Below are 21371 nucleotides of genomic sequence, written 5' to 3' on the forward strand. Positions count from 1 at the left end.
AAAGGGAAATTTAGAAATGATGGGATTCCCTTAATAGTTTTAATATTGTAAGGAACTGTTAATATAGTTATTCTTTGTGATGTCGTTACAGAAATAAGTAATTCGGAAGAATTACTTGAAAATGTATAGTTTAGCATGATAATATTAGGTCTATTGTTATGTAATTTTGTCGAATTACATTATAGGAGGACGCTGTGAAAATAAATGAATTAGCAATAATTAAAGTAGGCCAAAATATTTCAAGGATCTCTGATGATGGATTAAAGGAACATATTTTTTATACATTTGATGACTTGAATTTTGACCTAACTCATATAGATGGTGAATATTTGAAACAGAATAGAAATTCTCAAAGTAATCATCTCACTCATACGGGCGATATTGTGGCTAGCTTTGTTGGTACAAAGGCAACTGTAGTAACAGAGGATAATCAAGGGAAGTTGCTTAATCAAAATTTCGCCAAAGTGATTATTGATGGATCATTGATTGACCCATATTATTTCTGCTATGTTTTAAATGAATCAAATCATATTCGTAAACAAAAAAATGTGCTCATGCAAGGTACTAATTTACCTAAGATGACACCATCTATTTTAAAGGCTCTAAATGTGAATTTACCTAATCTTCAAAAGCAATCACTTATTGGTAGAGCTTATTTTAACTTATGTAAACGACAATATTTATTAAAACAACAATCTAAATTAGAAGAACAATTTTTTTTGAAATTGATTCAAAAATCGGATGTAGACAATAACTAGCTTATTAGGAGTGGGACAAATGGAAGAAAAAAGCTCGAAAACACTATACCAAGCACTATGGAATTCAGCTGATATTTTACGATCTAAAATGGATGCAAATGAATACAAAAGTTACTTATTAGGCTTAGTCTTTTATAAATATTTATCAGATAAGATGCTTCTTCATGCGACTTCATTGTTAGAAGAATCAGCGGCAGATTTAGTGGAGGCGCAAAAAATATACGCTGAGGCGTACGAGGATGAAGATGTAAAAGAGGATTTATTAGAAGCATTACAATACGATTTCTCTTACACGTTAGAACCTAAACTGACATTTACTGCGCTTGTACAAGCTATCTATAAAGGTTCTTTCCAATTAGAAGATTTGGTACAAGGTTTCCGCAATATCGAGCAATCAAGTGAAACATTTGAAAACCTATTTGAAGATGTCGATCTATACTCGAAAAAACTAGGTTCAACACCTCAAAAGCAAAATCAAAGTATTGCCGAAGTGATGAAAGAATTGTCCGTATTAGACGTTGCAGGACATGACGGTGACATGCTAGGCGATGCTTATGAATATTTAATCGGTCAATTTGCATCGGATTCAGGTAAAAAAGCGGGCGAATTCTATACGCCACAAGCTATTTCAACGCTTATGACAAGAATTGTCTTACATGGAAAAGAAAATCAAAAAGGCTTCTCGGTGTATGATCCAACAATGGGATCAGGTTCACTTCTATTAAACATGAAGAAATACTCGAATGAATCCGGAACGATTTCATACTTTGGACAAGAGCTAAATACGTCTACATATAACTTGGCTCGTATGAACATGATTTTGCATGGTGTAGATACTGCCAACCAACATTTGAACAATGCAGATACATTAGATCAGGACTGGCCTACTGATGAACCAACGAATTTTGATGGCGTATTAATGAATCCGCCATATTCGGCTAAATGGACTGCGGAAAAAGGCTTCTTAGATGATCCGCGCTTTTCAATGTACGGTGTGTTAGCTCCGAAATCGAAAGCAGACTTTGCTTTCTTATTACATGGCTTCTATCACTTGAAAGACAGTGGTGTTATGGCGATTGTATTGCCACATGGCGTTTTATTTAGAGGAAATACAGAAGGTAAGATTCGTAGAGTTTTATTAGATAATGGTGCGATTGATACGGTCATCGGTTTACCAGCAAATATCTTTTTTAATACCCCGATTCCAACAACAGTTATTATCTTAAAGAAAAACCGTTCAACAAAAGATGTACTATTTATTGACGCATCAAACGAGTTTGAAAAAGGTAAAAATCAAAATGTCTTAACAGATGAACATATCGACAAAATGCTTGAAACATATATTCAACGTGTAAATATTGAAAAATATGCACATTGCGCTTCTTTCGATGAAATCGTTGAAAATGATTACAACTTAAACATCCCTCGCTATGTGGACACATTTGAGGAAGAAGAAGAAGTTTCACTTGTTGAGCTATCAGGTGCAATGCAACAAACACAACAAGAGTTGCAACAAGCGGAACAAAATCTATTTGCGATGTTGAATGAATTGGAAGGTACAAATGAAGAGGTACAAAAAGAACTTCAACACTTCATTCAAGCCTTTGATGGTGAGAAGAATGAATAAGAAAATACCTGAAATACGATTTAAAGGTTTTAATGATGAATGGATATCTAATAACTTAGGCGATATGATTGATATTTCTTCAGCTTCAAGGGTTCATAAAGACGAATGGACAAGTGAAGGTATTCCCTTTTTTAGATCAAGTGATGTAATTTCTAAATATATGAGAAAATACAATACTCCTGCATTCATTTCAGATACTTTATATCAAGAACTATCTAAGAAATCAGGGAAAATGAAAGTGGGTGACCTTTTAGTTACGGGTGGCGGAACAATTGGAGTCCCTTATTTGATTGAAAATGAAGATCCATTGTATTTTAAAGATGCTGATTTAATTTGGTTAAAAAATGCAGGTGTTATCGACGGACGCTTTTTATACAATTTCTATATTAGTCCTCAAACAAGACGCTATATATCAAGCATTACACATATTGGGACAATTTCACATTATACAATTTAACAAGGAAAAAATACGCCTATTTCTTTCCCTGTTAAAAGTGAGCAAGAAAAAATTGGCACATTCTTCAAACAACTAGATGTTACGATCGCTTTGCAACAACAATTGGTCGAACAGCAGCAACAATACAAAAAAGCCATGATACAAAAAATGTTCCCACAAAAAGGAGAACGTGTGCCAAAAGTTCGATTTGATGGGTTTAGTGGGGATTGGGTAAATGAAAAGTTATCATGCTTTTTTAAAAAATATCAAGAAATTATTTATCTAAATGACAATAAAGAATATTCCCAAATATCTATAAGAAACAATGGTTTAGTTGAATTTCGTGGGATAAAAAAAGGAATAGATATAGGACGAAAAAGACAATATTTAGTAAATACAAAAGACTACCCCAATACGTTAACTTTCACAAGACAAACTATCTATGAAGGTGGGATAGGATTTATTCCCGAAGTATTAAATGGATCTATAGTGACAGAAAATATGCCACTTTTATCAATGAATCAAAATTTAAATTCTAATTTTATATTATCATTATTTAAAACTCAGTTATATTATCAAAATGTAATAGAAAAAAATATGCCTATAGGAAGCGCTCAAAAAGCTCTACATGAGAAAGTTTGGTTGGAGAGTGAATTATTGTTCCCTTCGCTCGAAGAACAACAAAAAATTGGTGCGTTTTTCAAGCAATTGGACGATACAATCGCTCTTCATCAGAAAAAGCTAGAAGATTATCAACAACTGAAAAAATCATTACTACAGCGTATGTTTGTTTAATCGTTAAAAAAATTGAAATGAGGTGAGTGTATGGTGCATTCTTTTGTACCTGAATCAGAAATAGAAGATAACTTAATTCAACAATTAATACGTGGTGAATCTCAATGGACGTATCGTGAGGATTTACATACGGAAGAAGAGTTGTGGCAAAACTTTAAAAATAAGCTTGAAAATAATAATAAAGATGTACTGAACGAGGTTCCTTTGACGGAACAAGAATTCCGTCAAATTAAAGAACAGCTGCATTTCGCGAATTTCTATGAAGCTGCGAAATGGTTGGCTGGTGAGAACGGAATTGCTAAAGTTCAAGTACAGCGAGAAGATGCGGCACTTGGTACGATTCGTTTAAGAGTATTAAATCGTGCTGATGTAGCGGGAGGTATGTCTTCTTATGAAGTAATTAATCAATACCAGAGCAATAAACGAGCAAAATCAGATCAAGAACGTCGCTTTGATGTGACACTACTCCTTAATGGGTTACCGATGATTCATATTGAGTTGAAAAATCGAAAGCACTCCTACATGGAAGGCTTTCGTCAAATTAAAAAGTATTTAAAAGAAGATAAATTTACAGGTATTTTTTCGACTGTACAGATGTTTGTTGTATCAAATGGTACAGATACACGTTATATTGCGACTGCTCGTGATGAAAAGTTGAATGAACAGTTTTTAAGTAAATGGGTGGATCGTGAAAATCATCCAGTTAATAACTACTTAGACTTTGCTAGAGACGTGTTATCCATTCCGCAAGCACATAAAATGGTAACGCAATATACGGTCATTGATAGTGCGAAAAAGGCTTTGATTTTACTTCGCCCTTATCAAATTCATGCGATTGAAGCTGTAAAGGAAGCTTCAAGACGACAAGAATCGGGCTATGTATGGCATACAACTGGTTCAGGTAAAACCTTAACCTCGTATAAAGTAGCACGTAATTTACTTCAAATTCCATCTTTACAAAAAACAATTTTTATTGTGGATCGTGTCGATTTGGACCAACAAACAACGGGTTCATTCGAATCGTATGCAGAGCATGATGTAATTGAAATTGATGAAACAGATAATGTAAATGATTTAATTAAAAAGTTACTGTCTAAAGATCGAAATGTTGTCGTAACAACGATTCAGAAGTTAAATTATGTGATGAAACGTTTTGATGAAAAAGGTGATACAAAGAGATTGGAGACTTTGCGTCAGTTAAAAATAGCATTTGTCGTAGATGAATGTCATCGAGCGGTATCACCTCAAAAACAACAAGAAATTAAAGGATTCTTTATCCATTCATTATGGTACGGCTTTACAGGTACACCTATTTTTGCAGAGAATGCGAAACAGGCTGTAGGTAATCTTCCTCGCACAACAGAGGAACAATATGGGGAAAGATTACATGAATATACGGTCAAAGAAGCTATTTATGATAAAGCGGTGTTGGGATTCCAAATTGAATACAAGAGTACATTTTCAGAAGAAGAACTTGATGAGGCATTGGTTCAATTAGATAGTGAAATTGAACTAGATGATCTTACACTTGCAGATAAGGAAGCACGTCTACCGAAGCGTGTATATGAAGATGAACGTCATATGCTAAAAGTCATTCAATCAATCGTTAACAAGTCCCGTAACAAACTCGGTTTTCAAAACGGTGTCGGTAAGACATATAATGCGATTCTAACAACCTCTTCGATTGCACAGGCGCAACGTTATTACGATCTGTTTAAACGTATAAAAGCAGGTGAAACAACTGTTCAGATTAGTGAAAAAACAAAACGCACTTTACCGGACTTCCCGAAAGTGGCGATTACCTACTCAATTTCCGAGAACGAGGAATCTTCTATCGAAAATCAAGAGAAAATGAAAGAAGCCATTCTTGATTACAACGCAGCCTTCGGGACAAGATATACGTTGGAAACAATGCGTTCATACAACCGTAACATCAATGACCGTTTAGCACGTAAAAAAGAGAAGTTCTTACCAAGATCAGAACAATTGGATATTATTATTGTTGTGGATCGTTTATTAACAGGCTTTGATGCACCATGTTTATCAACATTGTTCATTGATCGCCCTGCAATGAAGCCACATGATTTAATTCAAGCCTTTTCACGTACAAATCGTCTGTTTGATAAGTCGAAAAAATATGGACAAATCGTAACATTCCAAAAACCCATGATTTTTGAAGAAAAGGTTAAGCAAGCGCTTGTCCTTTATTCAAATGGTGGCGAAAATAAAGTGGTTGCTCCAACATGGGACGAAGCACACAAAGCCTTCATAACAGCAATTGAAGAATTACGTGAAATTGCTCCAACACATGAAGGAATAGATATAGAGGGTTTAGAAATAGCACAATTAAAGAAATTTGCGAAAGCCTATCAAGCTTTAGATAAAGCATTTGCAAATATTCAAGTATATACTGAATATAATGATACACAGCTTGGTTTGGACTATCCAATCCAATTGGAAGAGATCGAAGAATATCATGGCAAATACGTCAATGTATTAGAGAAACTTCGGAAGGAAAAAGAAGATAAAGGTGATGTGGATATTAATATTGAGTATGAGTTGGAATCTGTGAAAACAGAAGAAATCAATTATGAGTACATTTTACTCTTGATTCAAGCATTTTTACCGAATACACACGATAAAAAAAAGAAACAGCCACCAGCTGAGAAAACAGTAGAAGAAATTAATCAATATTTAGCAGGTTTGAAAAAAGGGAATCCGACACTCGCTAGATTAATAGAGAAATTATGGGGAAATATTCAAGCGAACCCAGAAGTTTATCAAGGTCAACATGTATTATCACTACTGGAAGAAATGATTCAACAAGCAATCAACACGTTAGTTGATGAATTTGTGAGCACATGGTGGGTGCAGAAACCCGAACTTATTTTTATGATTAATAACTACAATCCAAAACTTCAAAAACAGAACGGCGAAGCTGAAATGAAGCGAACAAGTGATTATGAAGATTATAAAAGTCATACTGAAAATCCCAAAAAACGATTAACTTACTGGAAATCAGTCATCCAAGCCTTTGACGAAATGATGATTCAAGATATTTTACCATTACAAAAAAGATAGATTAACAGAGTGTTAAAAAAGAGTATAATTTGTATTTTTTCAAGATAAGAAAACCACCTACTTTGATAAAGTTTTTTCAGTAGGTGGTTTTTATGTTTTAATTTAAACATCAAATTTGATTGAAATTTAATACTGAGATTAATACGATCATTAGGTGTATTGATGTTTAATTTTATAAATTTAACGAGTTTTCATCTTTTCTATAGCTTTCTTAACAGAAAAATTGATTGTTTGGCTTAACATAAACGTTGAATAGGATAGGTATTAATTAGTACTGACCAACATTTATAACAAGAATACCTGTATCTAAAAACAAAAACACCCCCCCACAAACTAGAAGAACTAGCCAACCTCCTAAAACTAAAAACGTCCTAGCCAAACAAAAAGGCACAAAACTAAAAGAAATCAACAAAATCCGTAAAAAGAAAGCAGAGGAACGAGGTGGCTTCCAAAACAGAACCTTCCTAATCGAAGTAACCGACAACTAGCCCCTTCTATACCCCTTGCAAGCCCCTACCAAGTAATAAATCACTAAGAAAAAACATAACAAAACAAAAACAACAACAAACACCGTAGTAGGCGTCGAAAAAAATTTTGAAATAACACGCCAAAAACCCGGCCCTCCTTCCTATATATAGTACAAAGAGGAAATTTTCATTTTTGAATGGAGACGGGAGGAATTAGGATGGCGGTGTATCGTACTGTGCAGGTGAATTTTTGGCAGGATGATTTTGTTTTGGATTTGACGCCGGAGGAGCGGTATTTTTATGTGTATTTGTTAACTTGTTCGAAGACGACGCAGTGTGGGATTTTTCCTTTTCCGAAGCGGTTAGCTGAGATGGAGACGGGTTATAATCGGGAGACTGTTGATAAGCTTGTGCAGCGCTTCATTGATTATGGGAAGATTCTTTATGATGCGGATACACGAGAGTTATTCGTTTTAAATTGGCTTCGTTATAATCCTGTGACGAATACGAATGTGGAGAAGTGCGTGCTTCGTGAGCTGAAGGGTGTGAAGAATAAGGAGTTTATACATATGTTTGTTCAGAAGTGTGTAGAGGAGGAGCTGAATGTTCCGATGCTTTTAGCGCATTTCGGTATGCCGAGTGATTTGGCTGTGGATGATGTTGATCCAGTTTGTGAGGAGACAGAGGCGGAAGAAGAGGTTATAGAGGAAGAGACGGGGAGCCGTGTGTTTTCCTTTTATGAGCAACATTTTGGGAGTTTGTCTCCGCATACTGTGGAGGAACTGAGTGCGTGGATGGAAGATTTGTCAGAGGAGCTTGTGCTGAAGGCTCTTCAAATTGCGTTTGAGAATAATAAGCGGACGGTTGCTTATGTGAAGGGCATTTTGAGAGGCTGGCACGGGAAAGGGTTTACGAAAGTGTGTGAGGTTGAGGCGGATACGGCGAGCTTTAGGAAGAAGGAGTCGTCTGTTAGTACGGGGGAGACGGAGGAGTTTTTGGCGAGGTGTGAGGAGTGGGAGAAGAATGCGCCGTCTGAGGAAGAGTTGCAGCGCTTTTTAGCGGAGCGCGGGTGGCGTCCATGAGTATTCAAAATGTGGAGGCGGAAAAGACGGTATTAGGTTCTCTATTACTTGATGGAGAGCTTATTAAGGAGTGCCGTTTGACGGAGCAGTATTTTTCTCTGTCAGTGCACAAGTCTATATTTCAGTTAATGCGAAAAATGGAAGAAGAGGGGCAACCGATTGATCTTGTGACGTTCATTTCTAGGGTAGATCCGAAGTTTTTAGAGGGGATTGGGGGAATGGAGTATTTTATAGGATTAATGGATGGTGTGCCGACAACTGCTAACTTCTCTTATTATGAGGGGCTTGTTCGAGGTGCCTGGAAAATGTATCAGGCGGGTGTTCTCGGGCACAAGATGGGAGAGCGTCTTATTGCGGAGAAGAATGAGAAAATTATTGGTGAGACGATTACGGCACTTTGTGAGTTAGAGGAAAAGGACTGTGTATGTGAGTTTGATTTGAAGGATGCGTTAGTTGATTTATATGAAGAGCTTCATCAAGATGCGAAAGAGATTACTGGTATTGAGACGGGATATACATCACTAAATAAAATGACGTGTGGATTGCAGGATGGGGATTTTGTCGTTCTTGGTGCGCGTCCTTCTATGGGGAAGACTGCGTTTGCGCTAAATGTTGGACTGCATGCGGCGAAGTCTGGAGCGGCGGTTGGATTATTTTCATTAGAGATGAGTAGTAAGCAATTGTTGAAAAGGATGGCGTCTTGTGTAGGCGAGGTTTCAGGAGGTAGGCTGAAAAATCCGAAGCATCGTTTTGCGATAGAAGACTGGGAAAAGGTGAGTAAGGCGTTTGCGGAAATCGGGGAATTACCGCTTGAGATTTACGATAACGCAGGCGTTACAGTGCAAGATATTTGGATGCAAACTCGTAAGTTAAAGAGGAAGTATGGGGATAAAAAGATTTTAGTCATTGTAGATTACTTACAGCTTATTACGGGTGATCCGAAGCATAAGGGCAATCGATTTCAAGAGATTAGTGAAATTTCTCGTAAGCTTAAACAATTAGCACGTGAATTAAATGTTTGTGTAGTGGCGTTGTCGCAATTATCTCGTTCGGTAGAAGCACGACAAGATAAGCGACCTCTTTTATCTGATTTAAGAGAGACAGGACAAATTGAGCAAGATGCGGATGTCATTATGCTTATGTATCGCGAAGATTATTATGATAAGGAAACGGCGCAGAAAGAGATGACGGAAATTCATGTGGCGAAGCACCGGAATGGGCCTGTGGGGATTTTTAAGCTGAGGTTTATGAAGGAGTTTGGTCGGTTTGTGGAGGGGGAGAAATAGTTGGAGGGGAAGTTTATGTTAGGAAAAAGCTGCGTATGATTTTAGTGGGATTCATACAATCGATTACTATTAAAAAATATCTCTTGAGTAAGTAAAAAGACACCTTAAGGTGCCTTTTTACAATTTGAATCATCTATATTTTATAGCGTAATAGTTAACCTTCTTTTCCAGTTTTTTGTACATTGGATATTTCTTTTTTAGATAAAATAAAACTTGCGATTGAAATCAAAATGGCCAATCCAGCCATATAGTAGCCATTCGCAGCCCCATCTATATTAGATGTGCTAAAATTAACCATCCGATTGAGTTCATATATTAATATGATGCTCAGTATTGTACTTGCAAGGTGGAGGATTGGTTTATAAGTTTTCATCCACCCAAAATATATGTGCGCGAGACCGAGTATAGGAAGTACAAAAAATAATTTAAATAAAGGAAAACGACTAAACCCCATAAGTTCTGAAGGTGAAAATAAAAATGCCCCGGTATTGTACCATGCTGAAAAGAAACTGAATAATAGCAAGACACCACATATTATCTGTAAAATATTTTTATTCGTTGCATACTGCATAATAACTCACCCTTTCTCGTTTTGTTTGTCTCCATTATTTATATTACGAACTAGATTGATTTAGATAACTACTTTTTAAATTTAAAAACAGAAAATTAGATAAATAATAATTTGAACTTATAAATATAAATGAGGTAATAAAATGAAAAAATATTTGATAGGGGGAGCTTATGGGGGATTACTCGAATAAGTCAGATGAAGAACTAGAACGTTTATATTACGAAGGGAGTACACATGTAAGTCGAGATGCAGAAAATAAGTTATATGACAGAGGGTATACACTAGATCCTGATAGCGATACATGGGATGTAGGATCGAATCGAAACGATACTCATTCAATAGGGATTCCAATACCTACTGGACAATGGACATTTTTTTTAGTTTTAGCTATTTTAATAGCCGGCTTAATAGCTTTTTTCATCGGTGGATTTCTCGTGATTGCGTATGCGGTTGAATATGCTACATATATTTATATAGGCTTTGTTATATCATTTGTACTCATGTATGTAACGAAAGGTAATTCTAGATTTATGAATTTTTTATTCTATTTAGGGTGTTTAGCTCTAGCCACTAGGTTATTTACTAATGTTATTGAACTGTTTGAAAATGTAGATTATGTCACTTTTATAATGAGAGATACTGATGGATTAGGGGTCATTATTAAATATGGAATTATATATATTATATACGCAGCTATTATCCCCTTATTGTTAATGAAGGTAATAACAGCAATTGTAAGAAAAACAAATTTAAAATCTAATAATAAAAATTCTACATTAAATATTTAAAAAAGAGGTGTCACATAGTTATAAGGTGACACCTCTTTTTAGTTAGTAGAAATTAAAGACGCTTCAATAATATAGCGATTTGGGGCGTTACCGATGTAGTTGAAGGGGTAACAAGTTGTTAATGTTGGTTTATCTTTTTCTACAATGACAGTTCGACCCTCTTTTATCTGACTTAAGAGAAACAGGACAAATTGAGCAAGATGCGGATGTCATTATGCTTATGTACCGTGAAGATTATTACGATAAGGAAACGGTGCAGAAAGAGATGACGGAGATTCATGTGGCGAAGCACCGGAATGGGCCTGTGGGGAGTTTTAAGTTGAGATTTTTGAAGGAGTTTGGGCGGTTTGTGGAGGGGAAATAGTTGAAAGACTTGAGTACGACTTTGCAAATAAAGCATAAGTTTTTCATTTCATTAACTTATGCTTTATTTTTTGATTCTTTGAATATGTTTCTTATTTCCCCATAAAAAAGGATTTTCTCTCTGTGGTAATCCATTGTTCCAAATCGTCTTTGCTACGTCGGACAAGTCGGTTCACTAACACATCATGCCATACATAATCCTCAAGTAGGTATATATGAACCGGATCATCTGTATAAAAGGCAACATTACGCTCTTCAAGTGATGGTCCATAAATCATCTCTTTAGAATCTACGGATAAAATAAACCAATGTTCTGTAGAGCGGGTTTCTGTATAGGGTGTGATACGATGGGCTTCTAGATTTTTAATTGGATTTTCAACATGCAGGGTAATACCTTGTACTGTAACTTTATCAGCTACCGCAGATAGTTCCTCTTTTAATGCTTCATACATCTCATCCCACATTGAAATGACAATACGTTGTTCTGCTTTTCTTATTAATGCCTGACAATAGCTAATGATTGTTTTTTTGTCTTTTAAAGTAATTACTCGATTATCCGTTTTTTCCTCGGAAGTTTCTAGTTTTTTTAATGAGTCACTGATTCCTTCATACGTAGACTGCCATTCTGATTGAGCCTTTTGTAAAAAGATTTCAACAGGTAGAGGTGAATAGCGAGTGGTGTCATTTATTTCTTCCTTCATGACAATTCCTTTCTCTACAAGGTTACCCAAAATCTCATAAATTCGCGCTCTTGGGACACCTGAATCCTTACTTACTTGGTAGGCTGTGACAGGCCCCTGTTTAACAAGAGATACATAAGATTTAGCTTCATATTCATTAAAACCCATTTTTTTAAGCTGTTGTACTATGTAGTCCACTTTTTTCGTCCTCCGATGTTTGCTTTATATTTCAACGTTACAATAACTGTTTACATTTAGCAAATTATTAGTTACTATTCTGATAGTGACTAAAGGGGAGGTTAATAGTATGGACTTTTATTTAGACCCATCAGTATTAATTATTTTGATTGCTTTTGGATTTTTAGCTGCATTTATTGATTCAGTGGTAGGTGGTGGTGGACTGATCGCCTTACCCGCTTTATTATTTACAGGACTGAATCCAGCAAGTGCAGTAGCTACGAATAAACTAGCGTCGACAATGGGGTGTGCAACTAGTAATATTGTGTTTTATCGTTCTGGTAATCTTGATTTGAAATCGGCGTTTAAATTAGTTCCACTCACTTTCATAGGTTCCATAATAGGGGCATGGACCGTTCATTTAATGAACCCAGAAGTACTGAAGCCATTGATGCTGGTAATGCTTGGTGCAGTCGCTATTTATACAATATTTAAAAAGGATTGGGGTAGTATTTCCACCCATAAGAAATTGTCTGGGCGACACGTCATTATTTTTACTTTTTTTGTTTTTACTATTGGTTTTTATGATGGCTTTCTAGGTCCTGGTACAGGTTCGTTTTTAATGTTTTCTCTTTTATTTATTGGGTATGATTTTTTAAAAGCAGCAGGTAATGCGAAGCTTCTTAATTTAGGAAGTAATGTTGGTGCATTGTTGATGTTTATGTGTGTAGGGCAAGTAAACTATGCGTATGGTTTTATAATGGGGATTTCTCAAATTGCTGGAGGGATTGTTGGCTCCAAATTCGCTATAAAAAAAGGAAGTGGTTATGTTCGTGCCCTTTTCATTACAGTAACTTGTTTATTGTTAGCGAAAAATCTGTATGACTATATTCAGTAAGTAATTAAAGAACGTAGAAAAGGTCAAGTATGCAAACTACATCAAGTATAAGAAGATACTAAGGAGAGATTCCTTTTAACATTTTTTAGATGCTACCTTGTTTGAAGATAGCATCTAAAAAGAAAATCTAAGTGAAGAGAATGAAAATAATATAAACTCATATTTTTCTGGGGTATGTTTATTGATCATAGTGAAATGTTTACTCTATATTCTTCTTATAATTAGGCCTCAACAAACTCTTAAAATCTAACTCAGCAATTAACACACTCAACAATATAAGGGTAGCCCCTAAGTATCCTTTTCCTGTCAGCGTTTCACCTGTGAAAACAAAAGCAAAGCCTGCGGAAAAGACAGGTTCTAATGAAAAAATAAGACCTGTATGGGTAGGTGTAGTGTATTGCTGGGCAATTACTTGCACGATGAATGCGACTGCGGTGCAAAATATGCTTAAAGCTAATATGATTAGCCATGAGTCGATCGTGCTAGGAAGTTTTGGTGTTTCTATAATGAATGAGAAAATAAGACTAAATAGGCCGACGAAACCTAGTTGTATGACTCCAAGTGCAATGGAATTCACATGTTTCGTTACGCTTCCAGTAATGATGACGTGGATCGCATAAAATAGGGCAGACAGTATGCAAAATATATCGCCGTTACCGATCTTGAATTCGCTAGTTAATGTTAATAAGCCGATTCCTATTATCGTTAAAATGATTCCTACTATAACTTTCTTTTCCGGAATGTGTTTTAAAAATATAGCTGATAATATTGGAATGAAAATGACTGTGAGACATAGTAGGAAACCAGCATTAGAAACACTCGTATACTTTGTACCGAAAGTCGCGAAAATGTAAACGATAAATAAGACAGAAGCGAGTATAAATGCATATTTTACAGTTTTAAAATCGATCTTAAATAAATGTTTGTAAAATATTAAACCTGATAAAAGAAAAGCGATAATAAATCGTAATGCGATTAAATTATATTCTTCTATGCCATCAAGTCCAAGTTTTGTAAGTAGGATGGATGCACCCCAAAAAAATGTAACTAGTAGTAACATTAAATCCGCTTTTAATTGTAGTTTCATTTCTATTCCCTCGTTATGTATAAATTTAATCCTGCTATTTGTGGGCAGTAAGATTCTCACCTCAAAATTTGGCTGGAGCAAAGAAGTTAGGTGGGAGATCAACTGCCCGTAAATGCCCGATTGGTTCAACTAATAATCAGTGGGGGATGAACAAAACCCCCACTGATTAAAGTTTCACTTTATAATCCCATACCCCTATCCCCATTGTTTATTTTAATATTAATTCTGAATATTTGTAACTTAAATTTATCGACGGTTTTTTCAGAACAATTGGGAAGTAATAGTATGTATAAAAAAAAGCCCAGTTTGGAGGGGCTTTTTTTTATGTAAAATTTCATTTGTTTTGTTTACATAATATCTTTACAATCATTTGATAAAATAAAATCAACTGCATATTGTGAGGGTGGGTAGTTATCCCTTCTTTCTATTTGGAAGGAAAGGAGGTGATAATATGGACTTTTTGTTTGACCTTGTAAAAGAGTTTGTCAAAGCGACTGTGCGTGAAGTTTCAGCGTATTTTTTGCGGAAGCAACTTCTGGATAAGGACAGCAAAAAACCCACTCCGCGCCGTAGGAAGCAAAAGGGTGGGTTTCGTAAAAAGAAATAGCTTATAATAACTACCACCCATACGGTAGCAGTTAGGGAAGAGATGTTAGCGCATCTCTTCTTTTTATTATATGCCATTTTATTTGATGTCACACTTATATAGTATTCTACGGAAAATATATCATATTCCTATTTTGTGGTCAATTTGATCCCGCTTTAACGGGCAGTAAGACCCCCACCTCAAAATTCAGTGGAAGCAAAGAAGTTAGGTGGGGGATCAACTGTCCGTAAAAGTCCGATTGGTGAGGGCTGATAATCAGTGGGGGATGAACAAAACCCCCCACTGATTAAAGTTTCACTTTATTGCATGATTGAAAAGGTGTAGTCTTATTCCTCTTCAAACTGAAAAATATCCCGATTAATAAGTTGGTGGAGATACCTATCCATTTCAGCCGCAGAAACGCTTCTTTCATTTTTAAACCACCATGCGCTTAATGAGGTGATTGCCCCTGAATAAAACTCAATGATTAAATCGTTTGGCATCGTATGATTTTTGCGCAGTTGATGTAACGCTTCTATTTCTTGTTTTCTCGTTTCGTGACTTAACTGCTGTGTCCGGTTAATAAATTGTTCATCAGACATTTGCGTCTCTAATATTTTACCGATTTCTTCATGGTGTAGAAATTGCTCCATTACTTGAAATGGTTTGCTTAATCGATCTGAAACCGGTATTCCCGCAATCATCTTGCTGTATCGTTTAAATCCAAAGGCTAATAAAGCATCTTTATCTTCAAAGTGTTTATAAAAGGTTGTTCGGTGTACCATCGCGCGGTCACAAATTTGGTTAATCGTGATCGTACTATATTTTTGTTTTGATTGCGTCATTAATTCGAATAAAGAATCCCATAGTAATTTATGTGTACGTCTAATACGTAAATCAAGTTGTTTTTCATTATCATTCATCTACAATTCTCCTTTTTTGTAGATTAAATATACAGTGGCTGAAAATTGATTCTCCCTTTTTAATCTACATATGTATATTATATTACATGTGTTCTGGTGTATTTAAAGTTTTTTAAGTAAGAAACAGGAGGAGAATCTGTAAATGAATATGACAACTAAGAGCCCTGCAAGTGGCAAAGTTGATACTTCTAATATGAAACATACCCCGATTTTAATTGCATTACTTTTAGGGGCAATGGTTGCATTATTAAACGAAACGTTACTTGGTAATGCGTTAACCGTATTAATGAAAGAATTTGGCGTAACGGCTTCAACGATTCAATGGCTGTCTACAGCTTACATGTTAGTAGTTGGTGTTTTAGTCCCGATTACAGCGTTACTTCAGCAATGGATCACAACGAGACAAATGTTTTTGATCGCTATGGTAACGTTTTTAGTCGGTACATTAATTGCGGGATTTGCACCGACATTTTCCGTTTTATTAATCGGCCGTATCGTCCAAGCTGTAGCGACGGGGTTAATCTCACCGTTATTAATGAATACGATTTTACTTATTTGTCCGCCTGAAAAACGTGGTGCCACAATGGGATTAATCGCACTTGTCATGATGGCAGCTCCAGCAATTGGTCCTACATTATCTGGAGTAATCGTAGACTCACTCAATTGGCGCTGGTTATTCTATATTGTTATTCCGATCGTGATCATTTCCATTATGATTGGGATGAAGTACATTCAAAATGTTTCAGAGTTAACAAGGCCAAAAGTAGATTATCCATCTATCCTTTTATCGACGTTAGGATTTGGCGGGTTTGTGTATAGCTTTAGTGCATCAGGTGATTTAGGATGGTCCGATGCGAAAGTGTATGGCACTTTAATTGTTGGGCTTATCTCATTATGTATTTTTGTCGTTCGACAATTGAAAATTGAGAATCCAATTTTAGAATTACGAGCATTTAAAGTTCCGATGTTTACAATATCAGTTGGATTGATCGTCATTGTGATGATGTCGTTATTTTCAACGATGACTTTATTACCGATGTTCCTGCAAACAGTTTTACTCGTTACAGCTTTTAAATCAGGAATCATCATGCTTCCAGGAAGTATCATTAGCGCCATAATGGGACCAATCGCAGGTAAACTATTTGATAAATTTAGTCCGAAAGTTATTATCGTTCCCGGCATTGTGTTAGTAGGAATTGCAATGTTCTTATTTAAAGGCATTACTCCTGATACATCAATGGTACAAATTATTGTCATGCATAGCGTATTAATGGTTGGACTCATGTTTGTCATGACAGTACAAACATACGGTTTAAATCAATTAACACCAGATTTATATCCGCACGGAACGGCACTGTTTAATACGTTACAACAAGTAGCTGGCGCAATTGGTACGGCTATCTTTATTTCGAAAATGTCTTCAGGAACAACTAAGTATATGGAAAGCTCCGCAAACCCACTGGACTCAGTAGAGAAGTTAAACGGTTTAACTTCAGGATTCCAAGGTGCATTTACACTAGGGTTAGTCTTTATTGTTGTTGCTTTTATCGTATCGCTATTCTTAAAAGAAGAGAAAAAGGGAGTAGAAGTAAAGGGCGTTTTACAGAACGAAAATTAAGGTTTATATAAAAAAGACATCTTTTCTAGGGAAAGATGTCTTTTTCATATTTTTTTCGTAACACTTTTTTTGATGTCTTAATACATAAGAATTGGTATGTACAATATTTATCCTTTTTGAGCATGAATAATTATTGAGAATAACGATGCAAAGCCGTACTAATAACTAAGAGTCCAATAATGAGAGAAAGTGTTCTTATAATAAGTTCTGCCACTAATAGTTCACCAAATGATTTAGTGACATCGTATATAGATCCTGTTATGAGAATAGGTGCAATCATGATTATAATTCCAATTATTATTTGAAGAAGTAGATTGATGTTTTTATTCAAGACAATCACCTCCAAAAAAAATAGGGAATGAGAATATGGGGTTTTTTGTATTATAAAATGATTATATCGTATTACATTAAACGATGAGAATATTTTTAAATAGTAGAAATTAGAGACTCTTCAATAAAAAGGAATTAAATATGGTATTCTGTATTTAAGATATTTAAACGAAGACAGGGGAAATGAAGATGGACAAGAAGCTAACGTATTGGCTAGCATCTATTATAGGGGGAGTAGTACTTGCAACTGGTATGACTTATGGAATGTTACAGTTTGCTGAAGTCCCGCTTGAGAGTGAGGACCATGTTTTTGCAGAGGTTAATAAAGAAGACATACTATCGAATGAAGCAGAAGTGAAAGGCTCAAATGCACAACTTCACATTACAGTAACTTCTACTGAAGAAGAAGTGATTTCAGCTATGCATAGCATGACTCATCAAAAAGTAAAAGCGTGTGAAGGAAAGGGAGCAACCCCTATGTCCAAAAAGAATGCAGAGAAAGTAAGAAACATTCTAAACGGAAACAATTTCAAGAATAAAGAAGAGCTATTAGCAATTACTGAAAGATGGGCAAATAGAGATTTTAGTAAAATTTTAGAAGAACATAACTATTTTATTAAACTTCAAGGTGGCGAGATAGGTGAAGCTACAGTAATGGATAAGGTAGACGAGCAAGTATTCTGTCTCAATACTTTCGGTGATGATGTAACGGCCGCATTATTTAAATCAGGAGATCTTCAAGCGCTGTAAGGTGTTTTTTCTTTGATATAAAGAAAGCCTCAAGTATTCATATACTTGAGGCTTTTCCAATGGAAAGATAGGAATGATCCGAATTCCTTACATTAAGAACAAAGTGGAATTACTCCTAAACCAATTAATAAAGCTGCAGCAACTGCTGGAATTGGTACAGGAATTTGAATACCTTCTACAAACAAGAAATACTGACCACTTACTATTTTAAAACAAACTAATTGCATGGCTATTCCTCCCTTCTTTTAGGATTAATACATTATATTAATTTATCTATCTATTGATATAGTCGAATTATTTATTTTTAAAAATATAGTTAATATGTGAATAGTTTTCGAAAGGACCTGCTCAATCAATGCGGAAAAACATAAGATGAAACGAATCCATTAAAATACATGAGTGAACCTTAGTTTTCCCCTCTTATCTAAAGGAGGAACTATTATGGGTTATGGTGGTAGTTGTGGCGGTTGTGGCTTCTCGGGAGGCTTCGCTTTATTAGTTGTGTTATTCATTTTATTAATCATCGTTGGAGCTTCTTGCTTCTGCTAAAAACTATTGGAAAAGACACTCATATAGAGTGTCTTTTCTTTCGTGCAAAATGATTCCTGACAATAGCCAACTGTATAAAGTATACGGTATACTTTTGCCTCATTAGACATATAAAAATGTTGGAGGGATGTTATGAAACTAGTAGGGAAGCACATTTATATTCGGCTTTATAAAACTGCTGATGCTAACGAGTTAGCTAACTTACATATTAGAAATCGCGAATTTTTTCAAAGAGTGTGCCCGTTGCTCCCAGAAGTTTTTTATACAGAAGAACATCAAAAAATACGTCTTGAACAAGCTCTAAAAAAGACAGCTGAAGGGCAAGTATACCCTTTTGGAATCTTTTTAAGAGAAAATGATAAGCTTATCGGAGACATTTCATTAACTCAAATTGTTAGGGGGGACCTCCAAAGCTGTTATACGGGATTTACTTTAGATAAGGAGCATAATGCAAAGGGCTATACAACAGAGGCTCTTCAACTTGTTGTAGATTTTGCTTTTAGGGAATTAAAGCTACATAGAATTGAAGCAGGAGCGATGCTTGATAATATAGCATCTATTCGTGTATTAGAAAAAGTGGGGTTTAAAAAAGAAGGTATAGCGAAAGAAAATATAAGGATTAATGGCAAATGGACAGATCATCAAATATTAGCTATTATCAATAGTTTGGATGTGTAAGCTTATTTTGATTCCAATAACGATAATTATGTAAAGGGCTGTCTATATCGACAGCTTATTATATTTTTTGCTTAGCGTGATTTTTTCGGAATGCTGGCGGCACCCCATCGCTATCAGGTTAAGGAAAACGTTCCTCACCAAAATGATAAAAATAAATTTCCTTAGTATAAAACACAAAGAATTTTTAGCTTGATGTGTATGTGTTGATATCCATAAAATAAAAAAGCACTCAACTGAGTGCCCTCTATATACCTAATAATTGTTTTTTCTTCGCTTGGAATTCTTCTTCAGTAATAATACCTTGGTCTAACAACTCTTTATACTTTAATATTTCGTCAGCACCACTTGTAGTTGCAGCCACTTGTGTTTGCCCCTTATTTGACAATATTCCTTCTATGTATGTTTTGATTTCTTCAGCCATTTTTTGCTCTTTTTTTACAAACATAACTGTATTTTCATCTTTTGTAGCTGCAAATACTCCACCTTTGCTTTCTTTACTCCCCATAAAAATAAATTGGATATATCCACTAGTAAATCCAGCCTGCTTCATTTGTACCCCAGTTAACGTATTGATATCAATTGTCTTTTCGCCATCTAAACCATGATTCATAAGGTTTACAAAGCCTTTTCTTTTTATGCGGATAAAATTCCCATCAATAGTAATTGTAGACTTTCCAGCACTTTTAAATTCATATACTTTATTCACTATAAATCCTCCCCAAAAATATATAAGAACATAGTATATTATAACTGTATTTCTATATTTTGTATTATAGTTTATGAGAAGTTTATGAATCTAATAAAATATAAATTTAAAAAACCTCCGTATACATCTAAAGGGAGTTTTTACACTAACAACATTAACATCAAGAGATACAAAAACTTTCTTACTTGAGGATGTTTTCAAAGTATTACTGTCTCAAATGCTACTACAGCTAACGCTTCACCGAGTCCATTATTTATCCAACAAACAACATATATTTGTTGTGATGAATCAAATTCATATTACTGTGAGGATAGTGACTATGGTTATTAGTAGTTATTAAAGAGGGCCTTGGCTCTTTTTTTATTTTCTTTCGACATAATATGACAATATACGAATTAATAGTTTGGTATTATTATCTAGAAATCTTACATTTATCTACAAATTATTATTGTATTTTTAATTTTTAAAATGTAAAATATTTCAATGTAAATACATACCATTTAGGGGGATAAAGAAATTTATGAAAAAATTATTAGCTTCAGCAACAGCGGTAACACTATTAACAGTGGGGTACAGTTCTTCTGCATTTGCAGCTAAGAGTCCTAATGATACAAAAAACTGTGGCCATTTTAAAAGTCAACAAGATGCTCAAGCATTCTGGGATCAAAATGGATATGGTGTTGGAAATGATCCACACCGTTTAGATAATGATAAAGACGGCATTCCATGTGAAGATTATAAATATCCAAAGAGCACAAATACTACAACAGAAAATAAAGAAACTACTAAACCTCAAGAACAACCTAAACAAGAAAACACTAAACAAGAAAACACTAAACAGGAAAACACTAAACAAGAACCTGTTAAACAAGAAAACACTAAGCAAGAGAATTCAAAACAAAACAACCAAACAACAAATAATAAACAAGAACAAACTAAGCCTCAAACAACTGCAAAAGAAACAAAGAAAAATACTAATACAGTTGTGAAAAAAGAAACGAAAAAACAAGGTGAAAAATTACCTAATACAGCATCAAACGGTGTTACAATGATGTTAGCAAGCTTAGGATTAGCATTAGCTGGTTCTGTATTAATGTTCCGTCGTAAAAAGACAAACGCATAAAATAGTTCCTTA

At 35.1% G+C, this 21371-nt stretch carries 22 protein-coding genes and 3 pseudogenes; 17 read left to right on the forward strand and 8 right to left on the reverse strand.

The genetic code is table 11. From position 1 onward, the window contains the following. Positions 1–194 precede the first annotated feature (194 nt). The 8 genes and pseudogenes from C4S65_RS19340 (at position 195) to dnaB (ending at position 9532) form a co-directional block, all read left to right on the forward strand. Positions 195–758: a restriction endonuclease subunit S gene (locus C4S65_RS19340; RefSeq protein WP_103945399.1), complete on the forward strand. Its 564-nt coding sequence runs from the start codon at positions 195–197 to the stop codon at positions 756–758. A 19-nt stretch (positions 759–777) separates the two neighbouring features. Continuing rightward, complete coding sequence (locus tag C4S65_RS19345; protein ID WP_103945400.1) at positions 778–2385, forward strand: type I restriction-modification system subunit M; 1608 nt, start codon at positions 778–780, stop codon at positions 2383–2385. Continuing rightward, on the forward strand, positions 2378–2842 hold the full coding sequence (locus C4S65_RS19350; protein ID WP_103945401.1) for a hypothetical protein: 465 nt from the start codon (positions 2378–2380) through the stop codon (positions 2840–2842). Before C4S65_RS19345 ends, C4S65_RS19350 begins: the two co-directional genes overlap by 8 nt. Positions 2843–2932: 90 nt before the next feature. After that, complete coding sequence (locus C4S65_RS19355; RefSeq protein ID WP_103945402.1) at positions 2933–3616, forward strand: restriction endonuclease subunit S; 684 nt, start codon at positions 2933–2935, stop codon at positions 3614–3616. A 30-nt stretch (positions 3617–3646) separates the two neighbouring features. Next, complete coding sequence (locus C4S65_RS19360; protein WP_098838297.1) at positions 3647–6697, forward strand: type I restriction endonuclease subunit R; 3051 nt, start codon at positions 3647–3649, stop codon at positions 6695–6697. 303 nt (positions 6698–7000) lie between these two features. Then, positions 7001–7185, forward strand: a pseudogene (locus C4S65_RS35280) (phosphoribosyl-ATP pyrophosphohydrolase); the annotation flags it as partial. A gap of 197 nt (positions 7186–7382) precedes the next feature. Next, complete coding sequence (locus C4S65_RS19370; RefSeq protein ID WP_098838298.1) at positions 7383–8246, forward strand: DnaD domain protein; 864 nt, start codon at positions 7383–7385, stop codon at positions 8244–8246. Further along, positions 8243–9532, forward strand: a complete 1290-nt coding sequence (dnaB, locus tag C4S65_RS19375) for a replicative DNA helicase (RefSeq protein ID WP_142391557.1) — start codon at positions 8243–8245, stop codon at positions 9530–9532. The genes C4S65_RS19370 and dnaB overlap by 4 nt, the downstream gene beginning before the upstream one ends. Before the next feature lie 154 nt (positions 9533–9686). On the opposite strand, the gene C4S65_RS19380 is transcribed toward dnaB, so the two are convergent. Continuing rightward, positions 9687–10103, reverse strand: a complete 417-nt coding sequence (locus C4S65_RS19380) for a hypothetical protein (protein ID WP_098838300.1) — start codon at positions 10101–10103, stop codon at positions 9687–9689. A 170-nt stretch (positions 10104–10273) separates the two neighbouring features. Between C4S65_RS19380 and C4S65_RS34025 the strand changes: the two genes are divergently transcribed. Beyond that, a complete protein-coding gene (locus tag C4S65_RS34025; RefSeq protein ID WP_141551083.1) occupies positions 10274–10891 on the forward strand; it encodes a hypothetical protein in 618 nt (205 codons plus the stop codon). Between the two features lie 38 nt (positions 10892–10929). Here the strand turns inward: C4S65_RS34025 and C4S65_RS35285 are convergent. Beyond that, a pseudogene (locus tag C4S65_RS35285) lies at positions 10930–11052 on the reverse strand (class D sortase); the annotation flags it as partial. Here C4S65_RS35285 and C4S65_RS19395 point away from each other — a divergent pair. Beyond that, positions 11049–11255 (forward strand): annotated as a pseudogene (locus C4S65_RS19395) (DnaB-like helicase C-terminal domain-containing protein); the annotation flags it as partial. The pseudogenes C4S65_RS35285 and C4S65_RS19395 overlap by 4 nt on opposite strands. Before the next feature lie 91 nt (positions 11256–11346). Here the strand turns inward: C4S65_RS19395 and C4S65_RS19400 are convergent. Continuing rightward, positions 11347–12132 (reverse strand): TrmB family transcriptional regulator, encoded by a 786-nt coding sequence (locus C4S65_RS19400; RefSeq protein WP_098838301.1) that lies wholly within the window; start codon positions 12130–12132, stop codon positions 11347–11349. Positions 12133–12241: 109 nt separating this feature from the next. Here C4S65_RS19400 and C4S65_RS19405 point away from each other — a divergent pair, with 109 nt between their 5' ends. Then, positions 12242–13009: a TSUP family transporter gene (locus C4S65_RS19405; RefSeq protein WP_098838302.1), complete on the forward strand. Its 768-nt coding sequence runs from the start codon at positions 12242–12244 to the stop codon at positions 13007–13009. A gap of 199 nt (positions 13010–13208) precedes the next feature. Here the strand turns inward: C4S65_RS19405 and C4S65_RS19410 are convergent, their stop codons facing one another. Continuing rightward, the gene (locus C4S65_RS19410) at positions 13209–14096 is read right to left on the reverse strand and encodes a DMT family transporter (RefSeq protein WP_000776055.1); all 888 of its coding nucleotides are present in this window, start codon (positions 14094–14096) and stop codon (positions 13209–13211) included. Between the two features lie 451 nt (positions 14097–14547). Between C4S65_RS19410 and C4S65_RS34480 the strand changes: the two genes are divergently transcribed. Further along, on the forward strand, positions 14548–14703 hold the full coding sequence (locus tag C4S65_RS34480) for a hypothetical protein (protein ID WP_017762861.1): 156 nt from the start codon (positions 14548–14550) through the stop codon (positions 14701–14703). 326 nt (positions 14704–15029) lie between these two features. Here the strand turns inward: C4S65_RS34480 and C4S65_RS19425 are convergent, their stop codons facing one another. Then, a complete protein-coding gene (locus tag C4S65_RS19425) occupies positions 15030–15605 on the reverse strand; it encodes a TetR/AcrR family transcriptional regulator (protein ID WP_000999308.1) in 576 nt (191 codons plus the stop codon). A 142-nt stretch (positions 15606–15747) separates the two neighbouring features. Here C4S65_RS19425 and C4S65_RS19430 point away from each other — a divergent pair, with 142 nt between their 5' ends. Then, positions 15748–17223, forward strand: a complete 1476-nt coding sequence (locus C4S65_RS19430; RefSeq protein ID WP_061667529.1) for an MDR family MFS transporter — start codon at positions 15748–15750, stop codon at positions 17221–17223. A 130-nt stretch (positions 17224–17353) separates the two neighbouring features. On the opposite strand, the gene C4S65_RS34485 is transcribed toward C4S65_RS19430, so the two are convergent. After that, positions 17354–17554, reverse strand: coding sequence for a hypothetical protein (locus C4S65_RS34485; protein ID WP_001038824.1), 201 nt, complete (start codon positions 17552–17554; stop codon positions 17354–17356). A 188-nt stretch (positions 17555–17742) separates the two neighbouring features. On the opposite strand from C4S65_RS34485, the gene C4S65_RS19440 reads away from it, so the two are divergent. After that, positions 17743–18303 carry a PRK06770 family protein gene (locus C4S65_RS19440; protein WP_061667530.1) on the forward strand — a complete coding sequence of 187 codons (561 nt, stop codon included), beginning with the start codon at positions 17743–17745 and terminating at the stop codon, positions 18301–18303. Between the two features lie 92 nt (positions 18304–18395). On the opposite strand, the gene C4S65_RS35290 is transcribed toward C4S65_RS19440, so the two are convergent. Next, positions 18396–18530, reverse strand: coding sequence for a hypothetical protein (locus tag C4S65_RS35290; protein ID WP_001177693.1), 135 nt, complete (start codon positions 18528–18530; stop codon positions 18396–18398). A gap of 214 nt (positions 18531–18744) precedes the next feature. Here C4S65_RS35290 and C4S65_RS19445 point away from each other — a divergent pair, with 214 nt between their 5' ends. Beyond that, complete coding sequence (locus tag C4S65_RS19445; protein WP_000540375.1) at positions 18745–18852, forward strand: YjcZ family sporulation protein; 108 nt, start codon at positions 18745–18747, stop codon at positions 18850–18852. 132 nt (positions 18853–18984) lie between these two features. Beyond that, complete coding sequence (locus C4S65_RS19450) at positions 18985–19530, forward strand: GNAT family protein (protein WP_000779763.1); 546 nt, start codon at positions 18985–18987, stop codon at positions 19528–19530. A 244-nt stretch (positions 19531–19774) separates the two neighbouring features. Here C4S65_RS19450 and C4S65_RS19455 read toward each other — a convergent pair whose 3' ends face one another. After that, on the reverse strand, positions 19775–20236 hold the full coding sequence (locus C4S65_RS19455) for a DUF4429 domain-containing protein (protein ID WP_001045577.1): 462 nt from the start codon (positions 20234–20236) through the stop codon (positions 19775–19777). A gap of 520 nt (positions 20237–20756) precedes the next feature. On the opposite strand from C4S65_RS19455, the gene C4S65_RS19460 reads away from it, so the two are divergent. Next, the gene (locus C4S65_RS19460; RefSeq protein WP_097820804.1) at positions 20757–21359 is read left to right on the forward strand and encodes an excalibur calcium-binding domain-containing protein; all 603 of its coding nucleotides are present in this window, start codon (positions 20757–20759) and stop codon (positions 21357–21359) included. Positions 21360–21371 lie beyond the last annotated feature (12 nt).

Origin of the sequence: Bacillus sp. ok061 (assembly GCF_900108285.1) — a bacterium.
Classification (GTDB): domain Bacteria; phylum Bacillota; class Bacilli; order Bacillales; family Bacillaceae_G; genus Bacillus_A; species Bacillus_A thuringiensis_S.